This window comes from Microbacterium sp. (assembly GCF_051953575.1).
GTDB lineage: Bacteria > Actinomycetota > Actinomycetes > Actinomycetales > Microbacteriaceae > Microbacterium.
On the sequence record NZ_JBQCIP010000200.1, the window covers coordinates 1 to 19,224 of the forward strand.

19 protein-coding genes are annotated in these 19,224 nt (G+C 68.0%); 11 read left to right on the forward strand and 8 right to left on the reverse strand.

Annotation, left to right across the window (positions count from 1 at the left end):
- On the forward strand, window positions 1-936 hold a 936-nt coding region (locus ACTHNQ_RS12360; RefSeq protein WP_440333790.1), incomplete at its 5' end, for a 2-oxo acid dehydrogenase subunit E2.
- Between the two features lie 103 nt (window positions 937-1,039).
- Here the strand turns inward: ACTHNQ_RS12360 and ACTHNQ_RS12365 are convergent.
- On the reverse strand, window positions 1,040-1,741 hold the full coding sequence (locus ACTHNQ_RS12365) for a helix-turn-helix domain-containing protein (RefSeq protein WP_308866495.1): 702 nt from the start codon (window positions 1,739-1,741) through the stop codon (window positions 1,040-1,042).
- Between the two features lie 111 nt (window positions 1,742-1,852).
- On the opposite strand from ACTHNQ_RS12365, the gene ACTHNQ_RS12370 reads away from it, so the two are divergent.
- Both ACTHNQ_RS12370 and ACTHNQ_RS12375 read left to right on the forward strand, forming a co-directional pair.
- On the forward strand, window positions 1,853-3,235 hold the full coding sequence (locus tag ACTHNQ_RS12370; protein ID WP_308866496.1) for a M24 family metallopeptidase: 1,383 nt from the start codon (window positions 1,853-1,855) through the stop codon (window positions 3,233-3,235).
- Window positions 3,232-4,101: an NAD(P)-dependent oxidoreductase gene (locus tag ACTHNQ_RS12375; RefSeq protein WP_308866497.1), complete on the forward strand. Its 870-nt coding sequence runs from the start codon at window positions 3,232-3,234 to the stop codon at window positions 4,099-4,101. The genes ACTHNQ_RS12370 and ACTHNQ_RS12375 overlap by 4 nt, the downstream gene beginning before the upstream one ends.
- 129 nt (window positions 4,102-4,230) lie before the next feature.
- Here the strand turns inward: ACTHNQ_RS12375 and ACTHNQ_RS12380 are convergent, their stop codons facing one another.
- The 3 genes from ACTHNQ_RS12380 to ACTHNQ_RS12390 form a co-directional block, all read right to left on the reverse strand.
- Window positions 4,231-4,563 carry a hypothetical protein gene (locus tag ACTHNQ_RS12380; protein ID WP_308866498.1) on the reverse strand — a complete coding sequence of 111 codons (333 nt, stop codon included), beginning with the start codon at window positions 4,561-4,563 and terminating at the stop codon, window positions 4,231-4,233.
- A gap of 55 nt (window positions 4,564-4,618) precedes the next feature.
- A complete protein-coding gene (locus tag ACTHNQ_RS12385) occupies window positions 4,619-5,329 on the reverse strand; it encodes an SDR family oxidoreductase (RefSeq protein ID WP_308866499.1) in 711 nt (236 codons plus the stop codon).
- 203 nt (window positions 5,330-5,532) lie between these two features.
- A complete protein-coding gene (locus ACTHNQ_RS12390; protein ID WP_308866500.1) occupies window positions 5,533-6,831 on the reverse strand; it encodes a PucR family transcriptional regulator in 1,299 nt (432 codons plus the stop codon).
- Window positions 6,832-7,093: 262 nt separating this feature from the next.
- On the opposite strand from ACTHNQ_RS12390, the gene ACTHNQ_RS12395 reads away from it, so the two are divergent.
- From ACTHNQ_RS12395 to ACTHNQ_RS12410, 4 genes are all read left to right on the forward strand, one after another.
- On the forward strand, window positions 7,094-8,344 hold the full coding sequence (locus ACTHNQ_RS12395; RefSeq protein ID WP_308866502.1) for an acyl-CoA dehydrogenase family protein: 1,251 nt from the start codon (window positions 7,094-7,096) through the stop codon (window positions 8,342-8,344).
- A 314-nt stretch (window positions 8,345-8,658) separates the two neighbouring features.
- On the forward strand, window positions 8,659-9,765 hold the full coding sequence (locus tag ACTHNQ_RS12400; RefSeq protein ID WP_308866503.1) for a sugar ABC transporter substrate-binding protein: 1,107 nt from the start codon (window positions 8,659-8,661) through the stop codon (window positions 9,763-9,765).
- Window positions 9,766-9,818: 53 nt separating this feature from the next.
- On the forward strand, window positions 9,819-11,342 hold the full coding sequence (locus ACTHNQ_RS12405; protein WP_440333794.1) for a sugar ABC transporter ATP-binding protein: 1,524 nt from the start codon (window positions 9,819-9,821) through the stop codon (window positions 11,340-11,342).
- Window positions 11,339-12,373, forward strand: coding sequence for an ABC transporter permease (locus tag ACTHNQ_RS12410; protein ID WP_308866505.1), 1,035 nt, complete (start codon window positions 11,339-11,341; stop codon window positions 12,371-12,373). The genes ACTHNQ_RS12405 and ACTHNQ_RS12410 overlap by 4 nt, the downstream gene beginning before the upstream one ends.
- Window positions 12,374-12,443: 70 nt before the next feature.
- Here ACTHNQ_RS12410 and ACTHNQ_RS12415 read toward each other — a convergent pair whose 3' ends face one another.
- Window positions 12,444-12,926: a VOC family protein gene (locus ACTHNQ_RS12415; RefSeq protein ID WP_308866506.1), complete on the reverse strand. Its 483-nt coding sequence runs from the start codon at window positions 12,924-12,926 to the stop codon at window positions 12,444-12,446.
- Between the two features lie 267 nt (window positions 12,927-13,193).
- Between ACTHNQ_RS12415 and ACTHNQ_RS12420 the strand changes: the two genes are divergently transcribed.
- Together ACTHNQ_RS12420 and ACTHNQ_RS12425 are read left to right on the forward strand one after the other, a co-directional pair.
- Window positions 13,194-13,787: a flavin reductase family protein gene (locus ACTHNQ_RS12420; protein ID WP_308866507.1), complete on the forward strand. Its 594-nt coding sequence runs from the start codon at window positions 13,194-13,196 to the stop codon at window positions 13,785-13,787.
- A gap of 97 nt (window positions 13,788-13,884) precedes the next feature.
- Complete coding sequence (locus tag ACTHNQ_RS12425; RefSeq protein WP_308866508.1) at window positions 13,885-14,562, forward strand: NAD(P)-dependent oxidoreductase; 678 nt, start codon at window positions 13,885-13,887, stop codon at window positions 14,560-14,562.
- A gap of 112 nt (window positions 14,563-14,674) precedes the next feature.
- On the opposite strand, the gene ACTHNQ_RS12430 is transcribed toward ACTHNQ_RS12425, so the two are convergent.
- Window positions 14,675-15,985, reverse strand: a complete 1,311-nt coding sequence (locus ACTHNQ_RS12430) for an ABC transporter permease (RefSeq protein ID WP_308866509.1) — start codon at window positions 15,983-15,985, stop codon at window positions 14,675-14,677.
- Window positions 15,982-16,674, reverse strand: a complete 693-nt coding sequence (locus ACTHNQ_RS12435; RefSeq protein WP_440333798.1) for an ABC transporter ATP-binding protein — start codon at window positions 16,672-16,674, stop codon at window positions 15,982-15,984. Before ACTHNQ_RS12435 ends, ACTHNQ_RS12430 begins: the two co-directional genes overlap by 4 nt.
- Before the next feature lie 150 nt (window positions 16,675-16,824).
- Between ACTHNQ_RS12435 and ACTHNQ_RS12440 the strand changes: the two genes are divergently transcribed.
- Both ACTHNQ_RS12440 and ACTHNQ_RS12445 read left to right on the forward strand, forming a co-directional pair.
- The gene (locus ACTHNQ_RS12440; RefSeq protein ID WP_440333800.1) at window positions 16,825-18,018 is read left to right on the forward strand and encodes a sensor histidine kinase; all 1,194 of its coding nucleotides are present in this window, start codon (window positions 16,825-16,827) and stop codon (window positions 18,016-18,018) included.
- Window positions 18,015-18,680, forward strand: a complete 666-nt coding sequence (locus tag ACTHNQ_RS12445; RefSeq protein WP_308866512.1) for a response regulator transcription factor — start codon at window positions 18,015-18,017, stop codon at window positions 18,678-18,680. The genes ACTHNQ_RS12440 and ACTHNQ_RS12445 overlap by 4 nt, the downstream gene beginning before the upstream one ends.
- 106 nt (window positions 18,681-18,786) lie before the next feature.
- Here ACTHNQ_RS12445 and ACTHNQ_RS12450 read toward each other — a convergent pair.
- A partial coding sequence (locus ACTHNQ_RS12450; RefSeq protein WP_440333802.1) for a TetR-like C-terminal domain-containing protein occupies window positions 18,787-19,224 on the reverse strand: 438 nt, incomplete at its 5' end.

Genomic DNA, 19,224 nt, shown 5'->3' on the forward strand with positions numbered 1-19,224 from the left:
GCTCCCGCGGCAGACGGTGACGGCGACGGGCGCCGCCTCTTCGCGAGTCCTCTCGTTCGCCGGCTCGCCGCGCAGAGCGGTGTGGCCATCGGCGACATCCAGGGCACGGGCCCACAGGGGCGGATCGTGCGCCGCGACCTCGAGAAGCACCTCGCACAGGCCAAGTCCGCCGCGCAGCCGGCCGACGCGCATCCGGCTCTCGTCGCCACCCTCGCGTCCTCGGCACCGACACCGCAGTCGGCGGTCGCCGATGCGTCGTACCAGGACGTCCCGCTCGATCGGATGCGCAAGGCGATCGCCCGACGCCTGACCGAGAGCAAGTCGTCGGTTCCCCACTTCTACCTCGTCGCGGACTGCCGCGTCGATGCACTGCTGGAACTGCGTCGGTCGGTCAACGAGACCGCGCCTCGCAAGATCTCGGTGAACGACTTCGTCCTGAAGGCCGTGGCCGGGGCGCTGGTCGAGGTTCCGGCTGCCAACGCGATCTGGAACGGCGACAGCATCCGCACTTTCTCGTCGGTCGACCTCTCGGTCGCCGTTGCGACGGAGGGCGGACTCACCACACCGGTCCTGCGATACGTCGAGCGGATGCCGCTGGCGCGCGTGAGCGCCACGGTCGCCGAGCTGGCGGAACGCGCCCGCGCCGGCCGACTGAAGCAGCACGAACTCGAAGGCGGGAGCTTCTCCGTGTCCAACCTCGGGATGTACGGAACATCGGAGTTCAGCGCGATTCTCAACCCGCCCCAGTCCGGGATCCTCGCCGTGGGAGCGGCGCGGCCGATGCCCGTCGTGGACGAGACGGGTCAGCTCGCCGTGGGGCAGGTCATGACAGTCACTCTCTCCGCGGATCACCGGGTGCTCGACGGCGCCGTCGCCGCCCAGTGGCTCGCCGCGTTCCAGCGACGCATCGAGAACCCGCTGACCATCCTCATCTGATGCGCGGAGTTTCGATCACGAGGTTCTCCGCGGCATCCACCCCCTGACGAAGGTGCCACCCCGGAGCGACGTCTCGTTCGCCTGGCGCGACGCGGGCGACGGCTCAGCTCGTCAGCTCGTCCATCGCGCGGAGCACGTCGACCGCCGAGGCCGGCGTCGCACCGGATGCCGAGGGTGCGGCCAGAGGGGAGTCCGGCAGGGCGAGGTTCTGCTGGCGACGGCCGAGGACGAACCACACGCCCTTGGCGGGGGCGTCGGTGTGGTTGAGGTAGAGGTGGGGGCGGATCGAGTCGAAGTGCAGCGAGTCGCCGGGCCGCAGGATGTGGGTGTCGAATTCGAGCTGCAGGGTGAGCTCGCCCTCGATCAGATAGGCGTACTCCACTCCCGCATGTCGCATGAGTTTGCCCTCGACCGAACTGGTGGCGCCGGGCGCGTAGGTCACCAGGATGGCGTCCACCGGCCCGCCGACGCCGACGGCGAGGCGCTCCCAGCGGACCCCGTTCTCCATCTCGATCACCGGGTTGTCCGCCGCCTGCTGAACGATGGGTGCGCTGGGGCTGCCGGGGTCGATCGGGGCGCCATCGCTCGACTCGGGAGCCGCAGCCGGCATGCCCATGAGCTCATCGATCGACGCACCGAGGTGGCTGGCGAGGGCGTAGAGCGTCGACACAGACGGCTGCGTCTTGCCGATCTCGATCTGCGACACCAGCGACGCCGAGACTCCCAGAGACTGCGCGACGCTGCGCAGGCTCATTCCGCGTGCTGTGCGTGCGGCGCGGATGCGTGCACCCAGGCTTTCTGACATGCGACCCCTTCTGGGTTTTGGGTCAGTGTATACCGCCAAGCCGACAGTCATGTACAGTAAGACTGTACGCGCGTAAAGTACCAGACCGCGCGCCGTCACGAGGAGGCCTCGATGAGGAGCACCGGAACGACCGGAACGAACGCCGTCGATTGGGAGACCCGTATCGACATGGATCGTCTGCGCGACGCGCGGCTGGCGCGGCTGAAAGCCGAGCTCGACAGGTCCGAGCTCGGCGCGGTGCTCGCGTTCGACTTCTCGAACATCCGATACATGAGCGGCACGCACATCGGCACGTGGGCGATGGACAAGCTCATCCGCTTCTCGCTCCTCACGCGCAACACCGACCCCATCGTGTGGGACTTCGGATCGGCGGCGAAACACCACGCGGTGTACAACCCCTGGCTCGACACGACCACGGCCGAGATGGATGCCGATCCCCACGCGCCACATGAAGGCGCCAAGCGTCGGCGGCTCGAGAGCGGCGCCCGCGCGGGCATCTCGACGCTGCGGGGCGCTTTCCCCCCCGACGCGCACATCGCTGCGAAGGTCGCGAAGAAGATCAAGCGCGAGCTCGAGAAGTTCGGGCTCGCCGCGCAGCCGCTCGGCGTGGATGTGATCGAGCTGCCGATCCTCTTCGCGTTGCAGCAGGAGGGCGTTCAGGTCGTCGACGGGCAGCAGGTCTTCATGGAGGCCCGTCGAGTCAAGACGCCCGACGAGATCCGGTTGCTCACCCAGGCGGCCTCGATGGTCGACGCCGCCTACGAAGAGCTGTACCGGTTCCTCCGTCCCGGTGTGAGAGAGAACGAGGCAGTGGGGCTCGTCGCCAAGACGCTCTACGATCTCGGCTCGGAGTACGTCGAGGGGGTCAACGCGATCTCGGGCGAGCGATGCTCCCCGCACCCGCATGTCTTCAGCGACCGGCTGATCCGCCCGGGCGACCCTGCGTTCTTCGACATCCTGCACAGCTTCAACGGCTATCGCACCTGCTATTACCGGACGTTCGCCGTCGGGTCGGCGAGTTCCGCGCAGAAGGACGCGTATGTCCGCGCACGCGAGTACATGGATCAGGCGATCGCACTCGTTCGCCCCGGGGCGACGACCGCCGACATCGCGTCCGTGTGGCCGACCGCCCAGGAGTTCGGCTTCGGCGACGAGGAGGAGGCGTTCGCCCTGCAGTACGGACACGGAGTCGGCCTGTCGATCTGGGAGAAGCCGATCTTCTCCCGGCTGACCTCGCTCGATCACCCCGAGGTGCTGCAAGAGGGCAACGTATTCGCGCTCGAGACCTACTGGCCGTCGGCCGACGGGTGGGGCGCCGCACGCATCGAGGAGGAGGTCGTCGTCACCGCGGACGGATGCGAAGTCATCACCAAGTTCCCCGCGGAGGACCTGCTGGTCGCGGGCAAGCGGTACTACACGATCGACGGCCCGCTCGATCTGCGTCGAGACTCGCAGTCGCACCTCAACACCCGCGCCGGGCGCGGTGAGGCATGAGCACTGTCGGGTTTCTGGGACTGGGCTCGATGGGGTCCGGCATAGCGGGGCGGCTCCTCGATGCCGGGCACGAGGTGCTCGTCTGGAACCGATCGAGCGGCGCTGTCGCGGCGTTCGTCGATCGCGGCGCCACCGCTGCCCGGGACGCGGGGGAGGCACTGTCGGCCGACGTGTCGTTCTCGATGCTCGCCAACGACGAGGCCGTGGACTCGGTCTTCGATCCCGTCACCGTCGCCGGCCTTGCGGGACGCACCCACGTCATGATGGCGTCGATCAGTCCCGCGCTCGCCGACAGGCTGACCTCGCAGTTCGAAGCGGCCGGGGCGGTGTACGTGGCTGCGCCGGTGCTGGGCCGGCCTGAGATCGCGAAGGCGGGCCAGCTGAACATCCTGGCTGCGGGGCCCGCGGCATCCGTCGAGCGTCTCGAGCCGTACCTGGCGGCCATCGGGACGCGCACCTGGCGACTGGGCGAGCGTCCGTCTGTGGCCAACGCGGTGAAGGCTGCCGTCAACTACAACATCATCCACGCGATGCAGGCGATCGGTGAGACGGTCGCCATGACCGAGAGGCAGGGGGTAGACCCCGCGCTGTTCACCGAGCTGCTCTCCAGCACCCTCTTCGGGGGAGCCGTCTACGCCGTGTACGGAGATCTCATCGCGCGGCGCCAATACACGCCCCCCGGCTTCCAGATGGTCCTGGGGCGCAAAGACCTCGGCCTTGCCCAGGAGGTGGCCGAGGCGGGTGGTGTGCGTCCGGCGACCCTCGAAGCGCTCGTGGCGGTGTTCGATCGCGCCCTGGCCGATCCCGAACTGAAGGACTTCGACTGGAGCGCGATCGCCGAAGTCAGCCGGCGTGACCTGATCTGACACGCCGGCTGACGACTCCCCGCCGCTAGGAGTGACGGCCCGCGGCGACGGCTGGCGGCGCGACGGGGAGCCCGTTGCGCCGGGTGGCGGTGCGACGGGGAGCCCGTTGCGCCGGGTGGCGGTGCGCGCTCAGTATTCGACGCGTACCGAGAGGAACGTGCCCAGCGGTGAGCGGGGCGTGTCTGCCGGGGCGAGTGCGCGCAGACGCCAATCGCTGAACATCACCGCCACGTCGTAGTCCTGGAGATGCCCGATCCTGAGCTCTCGGAGGAGCCCGGCGACGACCGCGGGCGGGACGCCCTCCGCGAGGATGCGCAGGCCCGTCGGACCGCGCTCGTCGATCCGGACGACGTAGCCGGCGACGAGAGCCGACACTTCGTCGCGGGCGCTCATCCACACGACGAAGTGCCTGCCCTCGCCCGCGGGGCCGCCGAGATGGTGTCGATCTGTCAGTGCACTCATCGAACTGTGTCCCTTCAAAACGCCGTTCGCAGGGCGGGCGGCAGAGGTGTGCGGGTCAGGACGCCAGCGTGGCCCGGTTGACGTGGAGCTGTTCGCCGGAGATACCGCGGTTGTCGAGCAGGAAGAGCGCTGCGCCGACGACATCGGCGACGGTGGCGAGTTCGCCACCAGGGGTGCGGGAGCGATAAGCGGCCAGCGCCTGCTCCTTGCCCGACCAGAACGGCGAGTCGCCGATGATGCCCGGGTGCAGGACGTTCACCCGGATCGGCGCCAACTCGACCGAGAGCGCCGTTCCGAGGCCCTCCACCCCGCCGTTCACCGTCGAAACCGTGAGCGAGCCCGGGTACGGGCGATAGCGTGCCACTCCGCCGAAGAGCACGATTCCGGTCTCGGTGCTGTTCGAGAGCCGCTCACCGAGCGCATGGATCGTCTCGGCATACCCCACGAGTTTGAGGGTCGCGATGCGGGTGGCGCCCGCGATGTCGAAGTCGCGGACCGTGTTGGAATCGCGCTCGACGCCGGCGATCACGAGACCGTGCACGTCTCCCACGCCGGCGAGGCTGGCCGCGATGGTCTCGGGCTGGGCGAGGTCGAGCGCGATTCCCGCCGCCGACTCGCCGAGCCCCGCCGCGACCTCGGTCGCGCGCTCCGCGTCGCGCCCTGTCAGGACGACGCGGTCACCGCGCGCTGTCAGCGCGCGGCTGATCTCGAGCCCGATCCCGCTGGTTCCGCCGACGACGAGGTACGTCCGGGTGGTCGTGGTCATGCTGGTTCCTCTTCCTCGAGGTCTCGGGCATCCGATGAGGAGCCGTGGGGTGTGGCTGCGGGCTCGGCACGTCTCGATGAGGCGTCGGGTCCGCGGTTCTGCGTCGATTCAAGCGGCCACGGCAGTCGCCCGGCTTGCGCCGCAGGGCCCAATCCTGCCGACAGTGTTGGGCCGGGAGGACAAGAGCCCCGGCCCCCTCGCCTTCAGGCGGGGTGGGACGCGTCAGCCAGATCGAATGTCTCGGCGAGGTGCAGCGCCGACCAGAGCATGCCCTGCTGCTCCTTCACGCTGCGTCCGAGGAGCTCCTCGGCGCGCCGGATGCGGTACACGACGGTGTTCTTGACGACATTGAGCCGGGTCGCGGCGCTCGCCGGGCTGCAGTTGCATTCGAGGTAGACGCGGACGGTCTCGCGAAGGACCGCCTCGCGCGGGCCACCGAGCGCTCCCAGCTCGTCCTGGACGAAGCGCGCTGCGGCCACCGGGTCGGCCATGAGCAGCGCCGTCAGTCGCACGTCGTCGAAGAAGACTGTGCGATCGCGCGAGTGGGGAGCGTTCGCAAGAAGTGCGACCCGTGCCGCCGTGCCGGCGTTCTCGTGCGTGCTGCGGAATCCCTCGAGGCCGGATGCCGGGCGCCCGACGGCGACGAGGGTGTCTGGGCTGATGCCGATCGAGCGCACATCGGCATCACGGGGATTCACGAAGGAGCCCCAGGCCCACACCTCATGCTCGTCCGCGGGGATCACGAGCTGACCGGTCGCGCCGATGCGGGTCAGCAGCGCCGCGGCTACCCTGGCCAAAGCTTCATGGGAGGCATCGTCGTCGCGTGCCTCGCGTCTGAGAACCAGTCCGACGTGAGTCCGGTTCGAGAGGTCGTACCTGAGTGTCTTCGAGGGGTCGCCTGCCGGCGGCTCACCGGCGAGAAGAGAACGCACGAGCTCGCCCCGCGAGCCGTCGATGCTCGCGAGCCACGACTGTTCCTCGACGATGAACGCCGCAGTGCACGCCAGCGAGAATCCGCTGACGTGGTCGACCAGGAGCCGGGAGAGCTGTGACAGCTGCTGCGTCTGCTCCTCCGGAGGCACCAGCTGGCGGCACGCTTCGACCAGGACGTCGCTGAGGTAGGCGTGCGACGTGCGCTGATACTTCAGGATCGTCGCCACGGGCACTCGTCTGCGCACGGCCCGGGCGATCTGCACGGCTGTCTCGGGCGGAACGGATGTCGGCACGGGAAGCCCCTGATCGAGCGCGACCAGTGCTTGCATCACGACGGCCTGCGTCGTCGGTCGCACCTCGGCGAGTGCTTCGTCGCGTCGGGCGGGGCTGATCTCGGGGTCCAGGGCCAGCGGCGCAAGAGAGTCCGACAACTCTACGACCCATGCAGCCGGTCCGACTCCGATCGCGGCGACCGTGCGATTCCACGTCTCGGGCAGGCAATCCGGCTCGAACTCCTCGACGGGTGCGGAGGGGCTGAGTCTGCGTACCCAGGATCCGCTGTCAGGCATGCATGACCCCCTCCCGCCTCCTCGCGAGCGCCCGAGCACTTGGTTAGGGCGCGTGGCAAGCACTATACGCGCCGGGTGTGGCAGGGCAAGCACGCGCAGGCCGGAATGCGGATCGGCGCGACCGACTTGCCTCGCCGGGTCAAAGCGCCGGGGTCGATTTTGCCGGACGGGGCAAGCGGCGGGTGCGCGTGCGAAGTTGACTCGTCCCACTCCTCCTCCGAGGGCGGAACGCTCCGGGACGGATCTCACGAAGGGAACGACAATGTCGTCGAACGACACCACCGCCGTCATGGGCGGTCTCCGCGTACCGGAGCCCGGCCTCGCTCCGCAGGAAGTCATCGAGCGGGCGGCCGCGCTGCGTCCCGTCCTGCGAGAGAATCGCGTGGCCGCGGCCGAGGCCGGCACGTACTCGGCCGAGCTCCACGAGATCTTCGGGAATGCCGGGTTCTACCGGCTGGTGCAGCCGCGCCAGTACGGCGGCTACGAGTTCGGCCTCGAGACGTACTACCGCACGATGATCGAGATTTCCCGGGGCGACCCCGGCATCGGCTGGTGCCTCACGCTCGGTACCGGCCACACGATCCCGCTGGTCGCCCACTTCCCCGAGGAGGTCGCTCGGGATGCGTTCGGCGAGGACGGGGTGTTCATCGCGCCGCACTCCGCATCGCCACACGGCACACTGGTTCCGACTGATGGCGGGTACGTCATCAACGGCAAGTGGCCGTACTCGTCGGGTGTGCCGTACTCGACCCACGCCATGGTGACCGCGATCCTCCTCGAGGAGGGGAAGGAACCGGCGCCTGTGGTCGTCCTCCTCCCGCGCGACGATTACACCATCGACCCCGAGTGGGGCGCCCACGTCACGATGGCGCTCGGAGCAAGCGGATCCAACGCGGTCGTCGCCGAGAACGTCTTCGTGCCGGCGTCGCACGTCTCCTCCATGTTCGAGTGGGGCTATTCGACCCTTCCCGACGGGACACACGGAACGCGCTCCACTCGAAACCCGCTGTATCTCGGTCAGATTCAGGCGCTGTACCCCGCCTCGCTGGCCGCAGTACAGGTCGGCACCGCATGGGCGGCGTTCGACGCCTACGAAGAGACGATCCTGACGAAGAAGCGGCTGCACCCGCCGATCGTCGAGCGGTACCTGCACGCCGAGAGTCAGGGCATCTGGGGCCACGCCCGCGCGACGATCGACGCCGCCCAGGCGACGCTCCTCGGCGCGGCGCGCGAGTACGAGCGTCTGGGTGAGCGGCACGTGTCGGGTGACATCCCTCCCTTCGAGGAGTGGCTCGCGGTCGGAAGCATGATGTACGCGTCGTGCCGTCTCGCGCACGAAGCGACCGAGCTGCTGTTCCGTTCGGTCGGTTCGTCGGTCGCTCGGCGTGGCGTTGCCCTCCAGGACTACTTCCTCGTCTCACAGATGTCGAAGGCGCAGATTGCCGAGCATGTCCCGGTCATCGAGGTCCAGGCGGCGAGGGCGCACTTCGGACTCGATCTGCTCGGAGCCTGACCACCCGCCTCACTCGAACCCGGTCCCCGACAGCGCACCACCCCGGTGTGTGCGCTGCCGGGGACCTTCTTTGTGGACACGCGGACGGATCCGTTGCCCCCGGGGGTCAACGTGACCCGCGCACTTTGGTCTCTCCGAGCAAGCCTCCCAGCCCGATGTGCAGTGACAGTGAACACACTCGCGTTTCAAGGATGAAACCGAGGCTCTCGGAGCGGGAACCCGATTGCGGCCGATGGCGGCCGCAGGAAGAAGCGGACACGATCATGTATTCGAATCACCGAGCTGACCGAGCGGGCGCCGGGCCGCTGGCGTTCGTGACAGCCGCCGTCGTCATGATGACTCTTGCCGGATGCGCGACAGGAGCGACGCCCGAGGGCGCCGCGACGCAGGAACGGTCGGCAGAGGCGCAAGCCGCACTCGACAAGGCCTATGCCGGACTCGGCGGCGACCTGGAGCTCCCACCGGCCGATGTCGCCGACGATGTCAGCCTGTACGTCATCTCGTGCGGCGAGTCCAACTCCGGGTGCGCCGAAGGCACAGCTGGCCTGGTCGAGGGGGGCAAAGCGGCGGGCTGGGATGTCGAGGTCGCGGATGGCAAACTCAGTCCGGAGGGGTTCGCCACCGCCATCCGGCAGGCCATCGCGGCCGGCGCCGATGTGATCATCCCCATGGGCTTCGGCTGCATGGCGGCGCAAGCCGCCTTCAAAGAGGCGCGCGATGCGGGGATCACGATCGTGGGCGGCGGTGGGCCTGACGACTGCGACCCCGCACTGTGGGACGCCGTGCCGCAGTGGCTCGAAGGCACTTCGTTCGACGAGAAGTGGGCCCTTTACGGTCAGCTGGGTGCGGACTGGGCGTACGGCATCACCGAAGACGCCCCGCGAGCGATCACACTCACCCACACGACCAACGGATTCGGCCCCCTGATCACCGACGGGTTCGTCACCGAGTTCGAGAAGCTCGGCGGCAAGGTGGTCGCGAACGTCGACGTCACCGACCCCGAAGCAGCCAGCGGCAGCTTCATCCAGAAGGTGACGACCGCGCTCCTGGCCAACCCCGACGTGAACGTGCTGCAGATCCCGGGTGGCGGATTCCTCACCGGCGGGCTCTACCAGGCGATCGCGCAGTCGGGCGTCGAGGACCTGACGATCGTCGTGGGCGGGCCTTCCGACACGACCACTCTCGACCTGATCCGGAGCGGATCGAACGCCGGAATCACCCTGGGCGCGGTGGGTGAAGCCACGCGGTGGGCGCAGTGGGCCTCCGTCGACACTGCGATCCGGGTTCTCGCCGATCAGTCGCCGGCATACAGCGCGCAGCCGATGGTGGTGGTCGATGCCGACAACAACCTGCCCGCGTCCGGCCCGTTCGACGGCGGCGACTGGGAGTCCGCCTACCTCGCCTCCTGGGGCAAGGGATGACCCACCTCACCGCTGGAACGGGGGCGGCTCAGCATCCGGAATCGAAACCGCCGGTGCTGCGGCTCAACGCGCTCGTGAAGAGCTTCGGACCGGTGCGCGTTCTCGACGGCGTCTCGTTGGAGGTCCGTCCCGGAACGATCCATGCATTGCTCGGCGGCAACGGTTCGGGCAAGAGCACGACGATCAAAGTCCTCGCCGGGGTCTACGCGGCAGACGGCGGGGAGCTGGAGGTCGGCGGCGTGCCGGTCGACCTCGCCGGGTACGGTCCCGAGGATGCCGAACGAGCCGGACTGCGCTTCGTCCACCAGGATCTGGGACTCTTCGACGACCTGTCGATCGAGGAGAACTTCGCGCTGGCATCCGGCTACCCCGTCCACGCGGCGGGCGGCATCGACTGGAAGCGTCTCCGGGAGCGGGTCGCCTCGCTGATCGCCGCGTACGGGATCGCCGGTACACCGGACACCCCGATCCATCGGCTGCGACCCGCCGACAAGACGCTCGTCGCGATCGCCCGGGCATTGCAGGACGAGGAGTCGGGGCGGCTCATCGTGGTCCTCGACGAGCCGACCGCGTCGCTCGGGCGCCGCGAGTCGACGGAGCTTCTCGAGAGGGTGCGGCTGCGCGCCGCGCAGGGACAGACCTTCGTCATCGTGAGTCATCGCATGCAGGAGGTTCTCGCCGTCTCGGACGACTTCACCGTGTTCCGCGACGGCAAGGTGGCCGCGCACCTGATCGACTCCTCCCCGTCTGAGGAGGAGCTGATCGCCTACATGGCCGGGAGCCAGGTGCGCGCTCTCGAGCCGACAGGATCGATCTCGCATGCGCGCTCGGCCCCCCTGCTCGCATTCGAGGGGATCGCAGCAGGACCGCTGACGGACGTGAGCCTCACCGTGCACCGCGGCGAGATCGTGGGTGTCGCCGGGCTCGCGGGCTCGGGCAGGTCGACACTGCTCTCGCTGGCATTCGGGTGCTTCCGCCCGGAGCGGGGGCGGATGCTGCTCGACGGTCGGGACTTCTCGCCGAGAACGGTCAAGCAGGCGATGAAGGCGGGAATCGCGCTCGTCCCCGAGGACCGATCACGTGACGCGGCATTCGCCGACTTCACGGTGAGCCAGAACCTCTCCGTCGCCGTCCTCCCACGTCTGCGGCGCCGAGGTCGTCTGGACGGGGCGTTGGCCAGGAGGTTCGCCGTCGATCTGATCGGCCGCTTCCGTATCAAGGTCGCCGGTCCGGACGCCCTGTTCGCATCGATGTCGGGAGGGAATCAGCAGAAGACGATTCTCGCCCGTTGGATGCAGCGCGATCCTCGTCTCCTGCTGCTGGACGAGCCGACCCAGGGGGTCGATGCGATGTCCCGCGCGGAGATCTACGACGTCATCCGCGAATCAGCCCGCAACGACAACGCGGCGGTCATCGTCTCCAGCGACCTGGGCGAGCTCCATGCACTCTGCGATCGGATTGTCGTCGTCTCAGACGGACGCATCGTCCGTGAAGTCGCCGCAGCCGAGACGTCCGTCGACGAGCTCGCCGCAGCGGTGCTCTCCAGCCCGAAAACCGAAGAAAGAAGTGCCGCATGACCGCGCAAGCCACGACGACCGCCGAGTCGCCGAAGACGACCGCTCCACCCACCAGTACCGTCACCTCGTCGCGCGCCGTGGTGGGGGTGTTGGAGAAGTATGCCCTGATCTTCATCACCATCGCGGTGATCGTCTTCTTCTCGGTCGTCCCCCCGGCCAGCACCGCCTTCCCCACGATCAACAACTTCAACGTCGTGCTCGGGAGCAATGCCGTCGTCGCCCTCGTCGCATTGGCGGCCCTGTTCACCCTCGTGGCGGGCGTCTTCGACTTCTCGGTCGGCGCCACGGCGATCGCGAGCTTCGTGTTCTCGGCCGGCCTGCAGGTCGAGCTGCACGTGCCGCTGTGGGTGGCGATCGTGCTTCCTCTTCTCCTGTCTGCGGCGATCGGATTCCTCAACGGGCTGTTCGTCGTCAAATTCAAGATGAACCCGTTCGTGACGACCCTCGGAATGGCCACTCTGCTGTCGGGCGTCTCCATCTGGTACTGCGCCGGCAAGACCTTCGTGCTTCCCGCGGACTCCGCGCTGATCGCGTTCGGTTCGCTGAGGTGGCTCGGCCTCCCCGTGGTGTTCTATCTCGTCGTGGTCGCGGCAGCGGTGATCTGGTACTTCTTCCAGCACACTCCGTCGGGGCGATCGCTCTACGCGATCGGGTCCAACGCCTCCAGCGCCCGCCTCGTCGGCATCCGGGTCGATCGGAGCGTGTGGATGACGTTCGTCGTGTCGGCCGTCATCGCAGGCATCGCCGGCATCGTCCAGCTGGGACGGCTGGGGAGCGCGACCGCCGTGGACGGCGGCGCGCTGCTCTTCCCCGCGCTCACCGCCGTCTTCCTCGGCGCCACCGCCATCACACCGGGATTCTTCAACGTGATCGGTACGGTCATCAGCGCGGTGTTCGTATCCATCGTGGTCAGCGGTCTGACGCTGATGGGTGCGAGCAGCTGGGCGACCAACGTCTTCAACGGTGTCGTGCTGCTCGTCGCGGTCGGGCTGTCCACCTATCTCGGCCGTCGCAATCGCGTCGGCGGCTGACGCTTCCGGCAGGAAGGAAGAAGGGCTGGGGTGAGAACCCCAGCCCTTCTTGCTGCATCCCGTCCGTTCGCTACAGCTTGGCCTCGGGGTACAGCTCGGTCGCCGACGTCAGGATGCGCTCCCAAGTGGTGTCGTTGAGCTCGAGGATGTTGCCGTCGGGATCCTTCAGGTAGGCGTACTTGCCGGGGTCGCTCGGGGCCCAGCCGTTCGGGTCGCCGAAGCTCTCGCCGCCGAGCGCGACGCCGCGCGCCAGTGTTGCGGCGACGTCGTCGACGGCGATGGCGAAGTGCATGAAGGACGCCTGGGGTTGCGGGACGCCGATGACCGGGTTTCGGTCCGGGATGAACTGGAACAGTTCCAGGCCGAAACCGTCGGGTAGCTCGACGAAGCCGATCCGATAGTCGGTGTCCTTGACTCCCATGATGATTTCCGTCATCTCGACGCCGGTGTGGTAGGGATGCAGAACCTCCTTGCCTCCGAAGGTCTCGACATAGAACTTCGTGGAGCGCTCGATGTCGGACACGCGCACGGCGAGATGCTGAACGCGGGCCATCAGACGGCCCCGCCCTCTACTCGGACGCCTCGTTCTGCTGGCGGACGGGTGAGATCTTCTTCGATCATCGTCGACAACCCTTCTTTGTGTGTCGTTCGGTTGCACTCATCGTCCGTCGGCGCTGGCGGGGCTGTCTTGGCTCACCGAACCAATCTGCGGCAGCGATTTTTGCTGCTCGGGGCGAGTCCAGCCCGCTTCGGAGAAGTTGACTCTTCCCACGACCTCCGCAGGCCCCCTGGCCGGCGAGAGGACGAGGACGAAGGGACAATGACAATGCTGTCGAACATCACATCCGATCGCCGTTTCCACGAGGCGCCCGCTGCCGCGCTCGCTGCCGATGCGGAGCTGGTTGAGGGGATCTCGGCGGACGAGTTCCGGTTGGCCTTCCGTAACCATGCCGCCGGTGTCGCCGTCATCACAGCCGACGCGGGCGACGGCCCCGTGGCCATGACCGCGACCTCGGTGTTCTCCGTCAGTGCGACACCGCCGCTTCTCGTCTTCTCGGTGTCCTCGCTCTCGTCGGCGACGCCGACGATCCTTCGATCGTCGTCGGTCGTCGTCCACCTGCTCGACACCACGAACGTCGAACTTGCGCGACTCTGCGCGACCAGCGGTGTCGACCGCTTCGCCGATCGCGACTCGTGGAGTGTGCTGCCCACGGGGGAGCCCTACTTCGTCGAGCCCCCCGTTCGGCTCAGGGGCGAGATCGTCAACACCCTCGAGGCGGGCACCTCTCGTCTGATCGTCGTGAATGTGACGCACGCGAAAGCGCCCGCCGACGACGGGGACGCGCTCAATGCTCCGTTGGTCTATCACAGCCGCACCTGGCTGGCCCTGGACCGTTCGTCCCCGCTCGTGTGACCGAAGTCGCGGACATCGCGCACGCGCGTCGTCGCAGGGGACGGCCCCACTGGCCCGGAGGAGCTCGGCGATCGAGACGGGCAGAATGATGAATGAGATGAGCGGAACGGAAGGAGTCGAGGTGGCACGCATCACGGTGCTGGGAGGAAGCGGCTACGCGGGCGCGGCGGTCGTCGCCGAAGGTCGGCGACGCGGGCATGTGGTCACGGCTGTGAGCCGGTCGGCGCCTGCCGAGCAGATCGACGGCGTTGAGTATCGCACAGGATCCGTCCTCGACGGCGGGGTCCTCGAAGATGCGGTGGCCGGACGAGACGTCGTCGTCGTCGCACTCTCACCGCGTTCCGACCTTGCCGGCGGAAAGCAGGAAGCCGTCATCGAGGGCCTCATCGGGAGGCTGGCGGGAACCCCGACACGTCTGGGGTACATCGGAGGGGCCTCGTCGCTCCTCGTCGCCGACGATGGACCTCGTCTATGGGATGTGGCGCGTGACCAGCTCCCCGCGGATGCCAAGCCCGAGATCGAGACCGGCTTGAAGGTCTTCGACCTCCTGCAGGACAGCCCCGCCTCGGTCGACTGGTTCTATGTGAGCCCGCCCGCGGATTTCGGATCCTGGCTGGGTACGCCGTCGAAAGGCTCGTACCTGCTCGGTGGCGACATCCTCCTCCGAGACGAAGAGGGAACCTCCACGATCTCGGCGGCCGACCTCGCTCTGGCGATCCTCGACGAGATCGAGACGCCTGCGCATCGTCGGCGTCGCTTCACCGCCATCCACTGAGGCGCTTCCCGCGTCCGAATCCATGAGACCCCATCGGGAGCGGCCCCGTTCACTCCGATCGGGGCCGCCGGTGCGGCCAAGCGCGGGGGTCGTATTCCGCCGCACCGTGGTCTCACTCGTAACGGAGTGAGTCGACGGGATCGGCTTTCGCCCCTCGCGCTGCGGGCAGCGTTCCGGCGACGAAAGCGATTCCCATGACGATCAGGATGATCGTCACGATGGATGCCGCATCGAATGCGATCAGCGAGAGTCCAGGCAGATCGGCGAACGGCCCGTCTGCCAGCGCGGTGCTGATCGCGCTTCCGACCAGCATCCCGATCCCTACGCCGACCGCACTGCCGAGGAACCCGATGAACATCGCCTCGAGGCTGAAGAGGCTGAAGACTCGCCCGCTGCCCATGCCCATCGCCTTCATCAGGCCGATCTCCCGCGTCCGCTCCTGCACCGACATCAACAAGGTGTTCACGATCCCGAAGCTCGCCGCCAGCAGCGCGATCACAGCGAAGCCATTCAGTACCAGGACGATCGCGTCGATGACCGCGGTGAAGGCTCCGAGCTGATCGGCCACGGTGGTTCCCGTGAATCCAGCGTCCTCGAGGTCCGCCTGGAGAACATCGATCTGCTCGGCGGTGGCGTGCGGGTCGAACCAGATGCTGGCGCTGGCGAACCGCTCTTGCTCATCGGCGGGGACGCCGCTGTTCTGCAGCCCGAACAGCTCGTCCGTCAGAGCCTGGTTGGGGAGCGCGCTCGCACCGCCGCCCGTGAAGGTTTCCTCAGCGACGCCGACCACGGTCGCCTCCACCTCGTGCTGGACACGGGTCGGGTCGCTCACCGCGATGGTGACCGTCTGGCCGATCGCCGCGTCGGCGTCATCGAAGCCGAGCGCGTCCACAAAGGTAAGCGGAACGGCGACCTGATACTCGTCGGAAGCGCTGTCCGGGATGGTTCCCGCGGCGAGCTCCACCGTCTGGCCGGCGATGAGCGACCCCGCCCCGATGACCCAGCGAGTCCCGCCATCATGCTGGATGAAGTCCGGGGTGACGGTCTTGGTCGCCTCCACGCGCAGCACGCCGTCGATGCTGGCCAGGGTCTTGAGGTCGTCGGGTGTGATCGCGATCACCGATCCCGCGGCGCCAGGCGGGCCGGGCTGCGCGCTGGCGACCGCGTCGGGATCGTACTCGACGGGATCGCCCGTGGGGATGCCCCCGGCGGTGGAGTCCGAGGTCTTGGTGACCGCCATGACGTCCTCCGCGCCGATCGACGAGACGGTGTCGTCGATGTAGCGGTTGATGCCGGTCCCCAGCCCGCTGGTGATCGTCAGGGTGAAGGCGCCGACGAAGATCGCGAGGATCGTCAACAGCGTGCGCGTCTTCGAACGGAAGGCGTTCGAGACGGCTGAGGTGATCAGGTCGCCGGTCTTCATGCCGCCACCTCCTCGGGGAGGATGACGCCGTCGCGGATGTGGATGCGCCGGTCGCAGCGGGCGGCGAGGTCATCGTCGTGCGTGACGACGATGAGCGTGATGCCGTGCTCGCGATTGAGCGAGAACAGGATGTCCTCCACGACACCGCCCGTGACCGTATCCAGGTTGCCCGTCGGCTCGTCGGCGAAGATGACCCTGGGATTGTTGACCAGCGCGCGTGCGATGACAGTGCGCTGCTTCTGGCCGCCCGACAGATTGGTCGACTTGTTGCGCGCCTTGTCGGCGAGGTCGAGCTGCTCGAGGGCTGCGATGCCGCGGCGCTTGCGCTCGCCGCGCCTGACACCCGCGATCTTCAACGGAAGCACGACGTTGTCGAGCACCGACGTGTTGGGCGTCAGGAAGAACTGCTGGAAGACGAACCCGAAGGTCTTGTTGCGGGTCCTGTTCAGCGCCCCGCCGCGAAGCCGACTCGTGTCGACACCCTCCAGCGCGATGTTCCCGTCGGTCGGGGCGTCGAGCAGTGCGAGCAGGTGCATGAGCGTGGACTTGCCCGATCCGCTCTTGCCAATGATGGCGATGCTCTCGCCGGCGTTGATCTCCAGGCTCACGCCGCGCAACGCCTCGAAGCGGTTGGGGCCACGGCCGTACGTCTTGTGTACGTCCGTGATCGAGATGAGGGGGGTGGTCATGGGTCTCCTCCCAGGGGTCTCCATCAGCCTCGCCGGGGGACGTGCACCACGCGTCCCCCGGCCGGAGACACTCGCATACCCCGGCGGGGGTACTTCGCGATCACCCCACCGGGTCACGCGTGCGCGCGACGAACCCGGCACACTGGAGTCGTGCCGAGCCGTGCAGGAGAAGAGCCGCTGCGGTCGCCTCATCGTCCGCCCGCTTGGGTCGGCGACATCATCGCCGCGATCCTCATCGTGGGCGCCGTCGTCGTGCCGTATCCGGACCCTGCACTGCTCCCCCAAGACCCGCTCCAAGTCGCGGCGTCGCTGCTTCCGGCCGCGCTGCTTCCGTTGCGACGCCGCTGGCCGTTGGGCGTGCTCGGCGCCTGCGTGGCGATATACATAGCCTGCGGATTCCTCGGCTTCATCTCGCCCGGTGTGCTGCTGGCGGTCGTCGTCGCGATGTTCGGTGCCGCGAATCGACTGCCGCGCCGGTCGTCGCTCGTCGCACTTGGGGTGATTGTGGTCGTCATCGCAACGGCCGCGACGATCACCCTGGGCGACATCCTCGAACCGCGTGTGTTCCAGGTTGTGGTGTCGATCGCGCTCGCGGCTGCCGGAGGCGATGCGACGCGATCGCGGCGCGAGTATCTCGATGCCGTGACCGAGCGCGCCATCCGCGCAGAGCAGACCCGTGAGGCGGAGGCGATGCGGGCAGTCAGCGAGGAACGCCTCCGGATCGCACGTGACCTTCACGACGCCGTCGCCCACCAGATCTCCGTGGTCAGCCTGAACGCCGGTGTAGCGACATCCGCCCTCGAGAGCAGGCCGGAGAAGGCACGAGAGGCGTTGGCCACCATCCGCTCTGCTTCGCGCGCGGTGCTGGGCGAGATCGGGGATCTGCTTGCGGTCCTCCGGGCCGAGGAGCCGCGAGCCGGTGGCGGCGCCGCGGATGCGCCGCAGCCCAGCCTACGGCAGCTCGACGCGCTCGTCGCCTCCTTCGGCGCTTCCGAGCTCGCCGTGGTGACCCGCGTGGAGGGCGATCCCGCGAGGCTGCCGATCCCGAGCGACGCCGTGGCCTTCCGCGTCGTTCAGGAAGGTCTGACCAACGCCCTCAAGCACGGTTCCGAGCACCGCGCGCACGTGCTGATCGACGTGGCGGACGAGAGTGCGCGGATCATCGTGACGAACCCCGTCGACCGATCGACGGAGCTGCGAGACCCGGATGCTCCTGTCGGCTTCGGGCTCATCGGCCTCCGCGAGCGGGTCGCCGCCGTGCGCGGGACCATGGAGACCGGTGACTCCGCGACAGGGTTCCGCCTCGTGGTGACCCTGCCGATCCCTGAGGAGGAGGAACGGTGATCAGAGTGCTCATCGCCGACGACCAGACCCTCATCCGTGCCGCGGTGCGAGACCTGCTCGAGAGCGCGGGGGTCGCAGAGGTGGTCGGCGAGGCCGTGGACGGTGTGGAGGCGGAGCAGCTCGCGCGCCGGCTGCGTCCGGACATCGTCTTGATGGACATCCGGATGCCCGAACGCGACGGCATCGAAGCGACGGCGCGGATCTGCGCCGATCCGCAGCTCGCCGAGACACGCGTGCTCATCCTCACGACGTTCGAAGAGGACGAGTATCTCGTCGCGGCGCTGCGTGCCGGTGCTAGCGGCTTCATCGGCAAGGGGGCGGAGCCGGAGGACATCGTCCGGGCCATCGCAGCCGTTCACGCTGGCGAGGCGCTCCTCTCGCCCGCCGCGACTCGCGCCCTCATCACGCGATATGTTCTTCCCGCATCGGGCAGTGCGGGGCCAGGGGTGGCCGGGCTGGAACAGCTCACCGAACGCGAGACCGAGGTGCTGCGTCAGGTGGCTCGGGGCCGCTCCAACGATGAGATCGCGACAGAACTGTTCATCTCACCGCACACCGCGAAGACGCATGTGAAGCGAATCATGATGAAGCTCGGTGCGCACGACCGCGCGCAGCTGGTGATCGCCGCATACGAGAGCGGGCTGCTCGTTCCCGGGATGTAAAGGCGATCGTGGGGCCCACTCTCGGTCCGCCCGCGGCCGGCCGGGCGATTCGTCATGGCGACGAACGGGCCGGGCGAAGACGTCACGGTGCTGTGCCGGACGAAGATCAGGCGATCCCGGCAGCCGATCCGCTGGTGTGCCGCGGTCCGGCGATGCCGTGGAGTGCGAGCTCGAAGCCAGCGGCGATGGTGTCGGCATCGAACGCGCCCTCACGGAAGAGTAGCTGGAAGTAGATCGGGGCGTAGATTGCCTCAGCGAGCTCATCAGGGGTGTAGCCGCCGCGGATGGCGCCTTCGGCGATCGCCCGCTCGATCACGCGGTTGACCACCTCGCGGCGAGGCCGCCAGAAGAGCGTCTTGAACGTGTCAAGAGTGGCCGTGTCGTACTGGCTCTCGGCGATCAACTGCGCCATGAGTCGGCCCTCGTAACCGGCGTAGACCTTCGCGAGCGAGATGACATGCTCACGGAGGGCATCGACGGCGGGAAGATCGTCCCTCATGGTCGTCTGCAGAATGTGGTTCTCCAGGAAGGTGTCGATGATCAC

Excerpts from the sequence above, each read along its gene's own strand:
- ACTHNQ_RS12365 (WP_308866495.1), bottom strand. The coding sequence starts at position 1,741 with ATGTCAGAAAGCCTGGGTGCACGCATCCGCGCCGCACGCACAGCACGC.
- ACTHNQ_RS12370 (WP_308866496.1), top strand. The coding sequence starts at position 1,853 with ATGAGGAGCACCGGAACGACCGGAACGAACGCCGTCGATTGGGAGACC.
- ACTHNQ_RS12375 (WP_308866497.1), top strand. The coding sequence starts at position 3,232 with ATGAGCACTGTCGGGTTTCTGGGACTGGGCTCGATGGGGTCCGGCATA.
- ACTHNQ_RS12380 (WP_308866498.1), bottom strand. The coding sequence starts at position 4,563 with ATGAGTGCACTGACAGATCGACACCATCTCGGCGGCCCCGCGGGCGAG.
- ACTHNQ_RS12385 (WP_308866499.1), bottom strand. The coding sequence starts at position 5,329 with ATGACCACGACCACCCGGACGTACCTCGTCGTCGGCGGAACCAGCGGG.
- ACTHNQ_RS12390 (WP_308866500.1), bottom strand. The coding sequence starts at position 6,831 with ATGCCTGACAGCGGATCCTGGGTACGCAGACTCAGCCCCTCCGCACCC.
- ACTHNQ_RS12395 (WP_308866502.1), top strand. The coding sequence starts at position 7,094 with ATGTCGTCGAACGACACCACCGCCGTCATGGGCGGTCTCCGCGTACCG.
- ACTHNQ_RS12410 (WP_308866505.1), top strand. The coding sequence starts at position 11,339 with ATGACCGCGCAAGCCACGACGACCGCCGAGTCGCCGAAGACGACCGCT.
- ACTHNQ_RS12415 (WP_308866506.1), bottom strand. The coding sequence starts at position 12,926 with ATGGCCCGCGTTCAGCATCTCGCCGTGCGCGTGTCCGACATCGAGCGC.
- ACTHNQ_RS12420 (WP_308866507.1), top strand. The coding sequence starts at position 13,194 with ATGACAATGCTGTCGAACATCACATCCGATCGCCGTTTCCACGAGGCG.
- ACTHNQ_RS12425 (WP_308866508.1), top strand. The coding sequence starts at position 13,885 with ATGAGCGGAACGGAAGGAGTCGAGGTGGCACGCATCACGGTGCTGGGA.
- ACTHNQ_RS12430 (WP_308866509.1), bottom strand. The coding sequence starts at position 15,985 with ATGAAGACCGGCGACCTGATCACCTCAGCCGTCTCGAACGCCTTCCGT.
- ACTHNQ_RS12435 (WP_440333798.1), bottom strand. The coding sequence starts at position 16,674 with ATGACCACCCCCCTCATCTCGATCACGGACGTACACAAGACGTACGGC.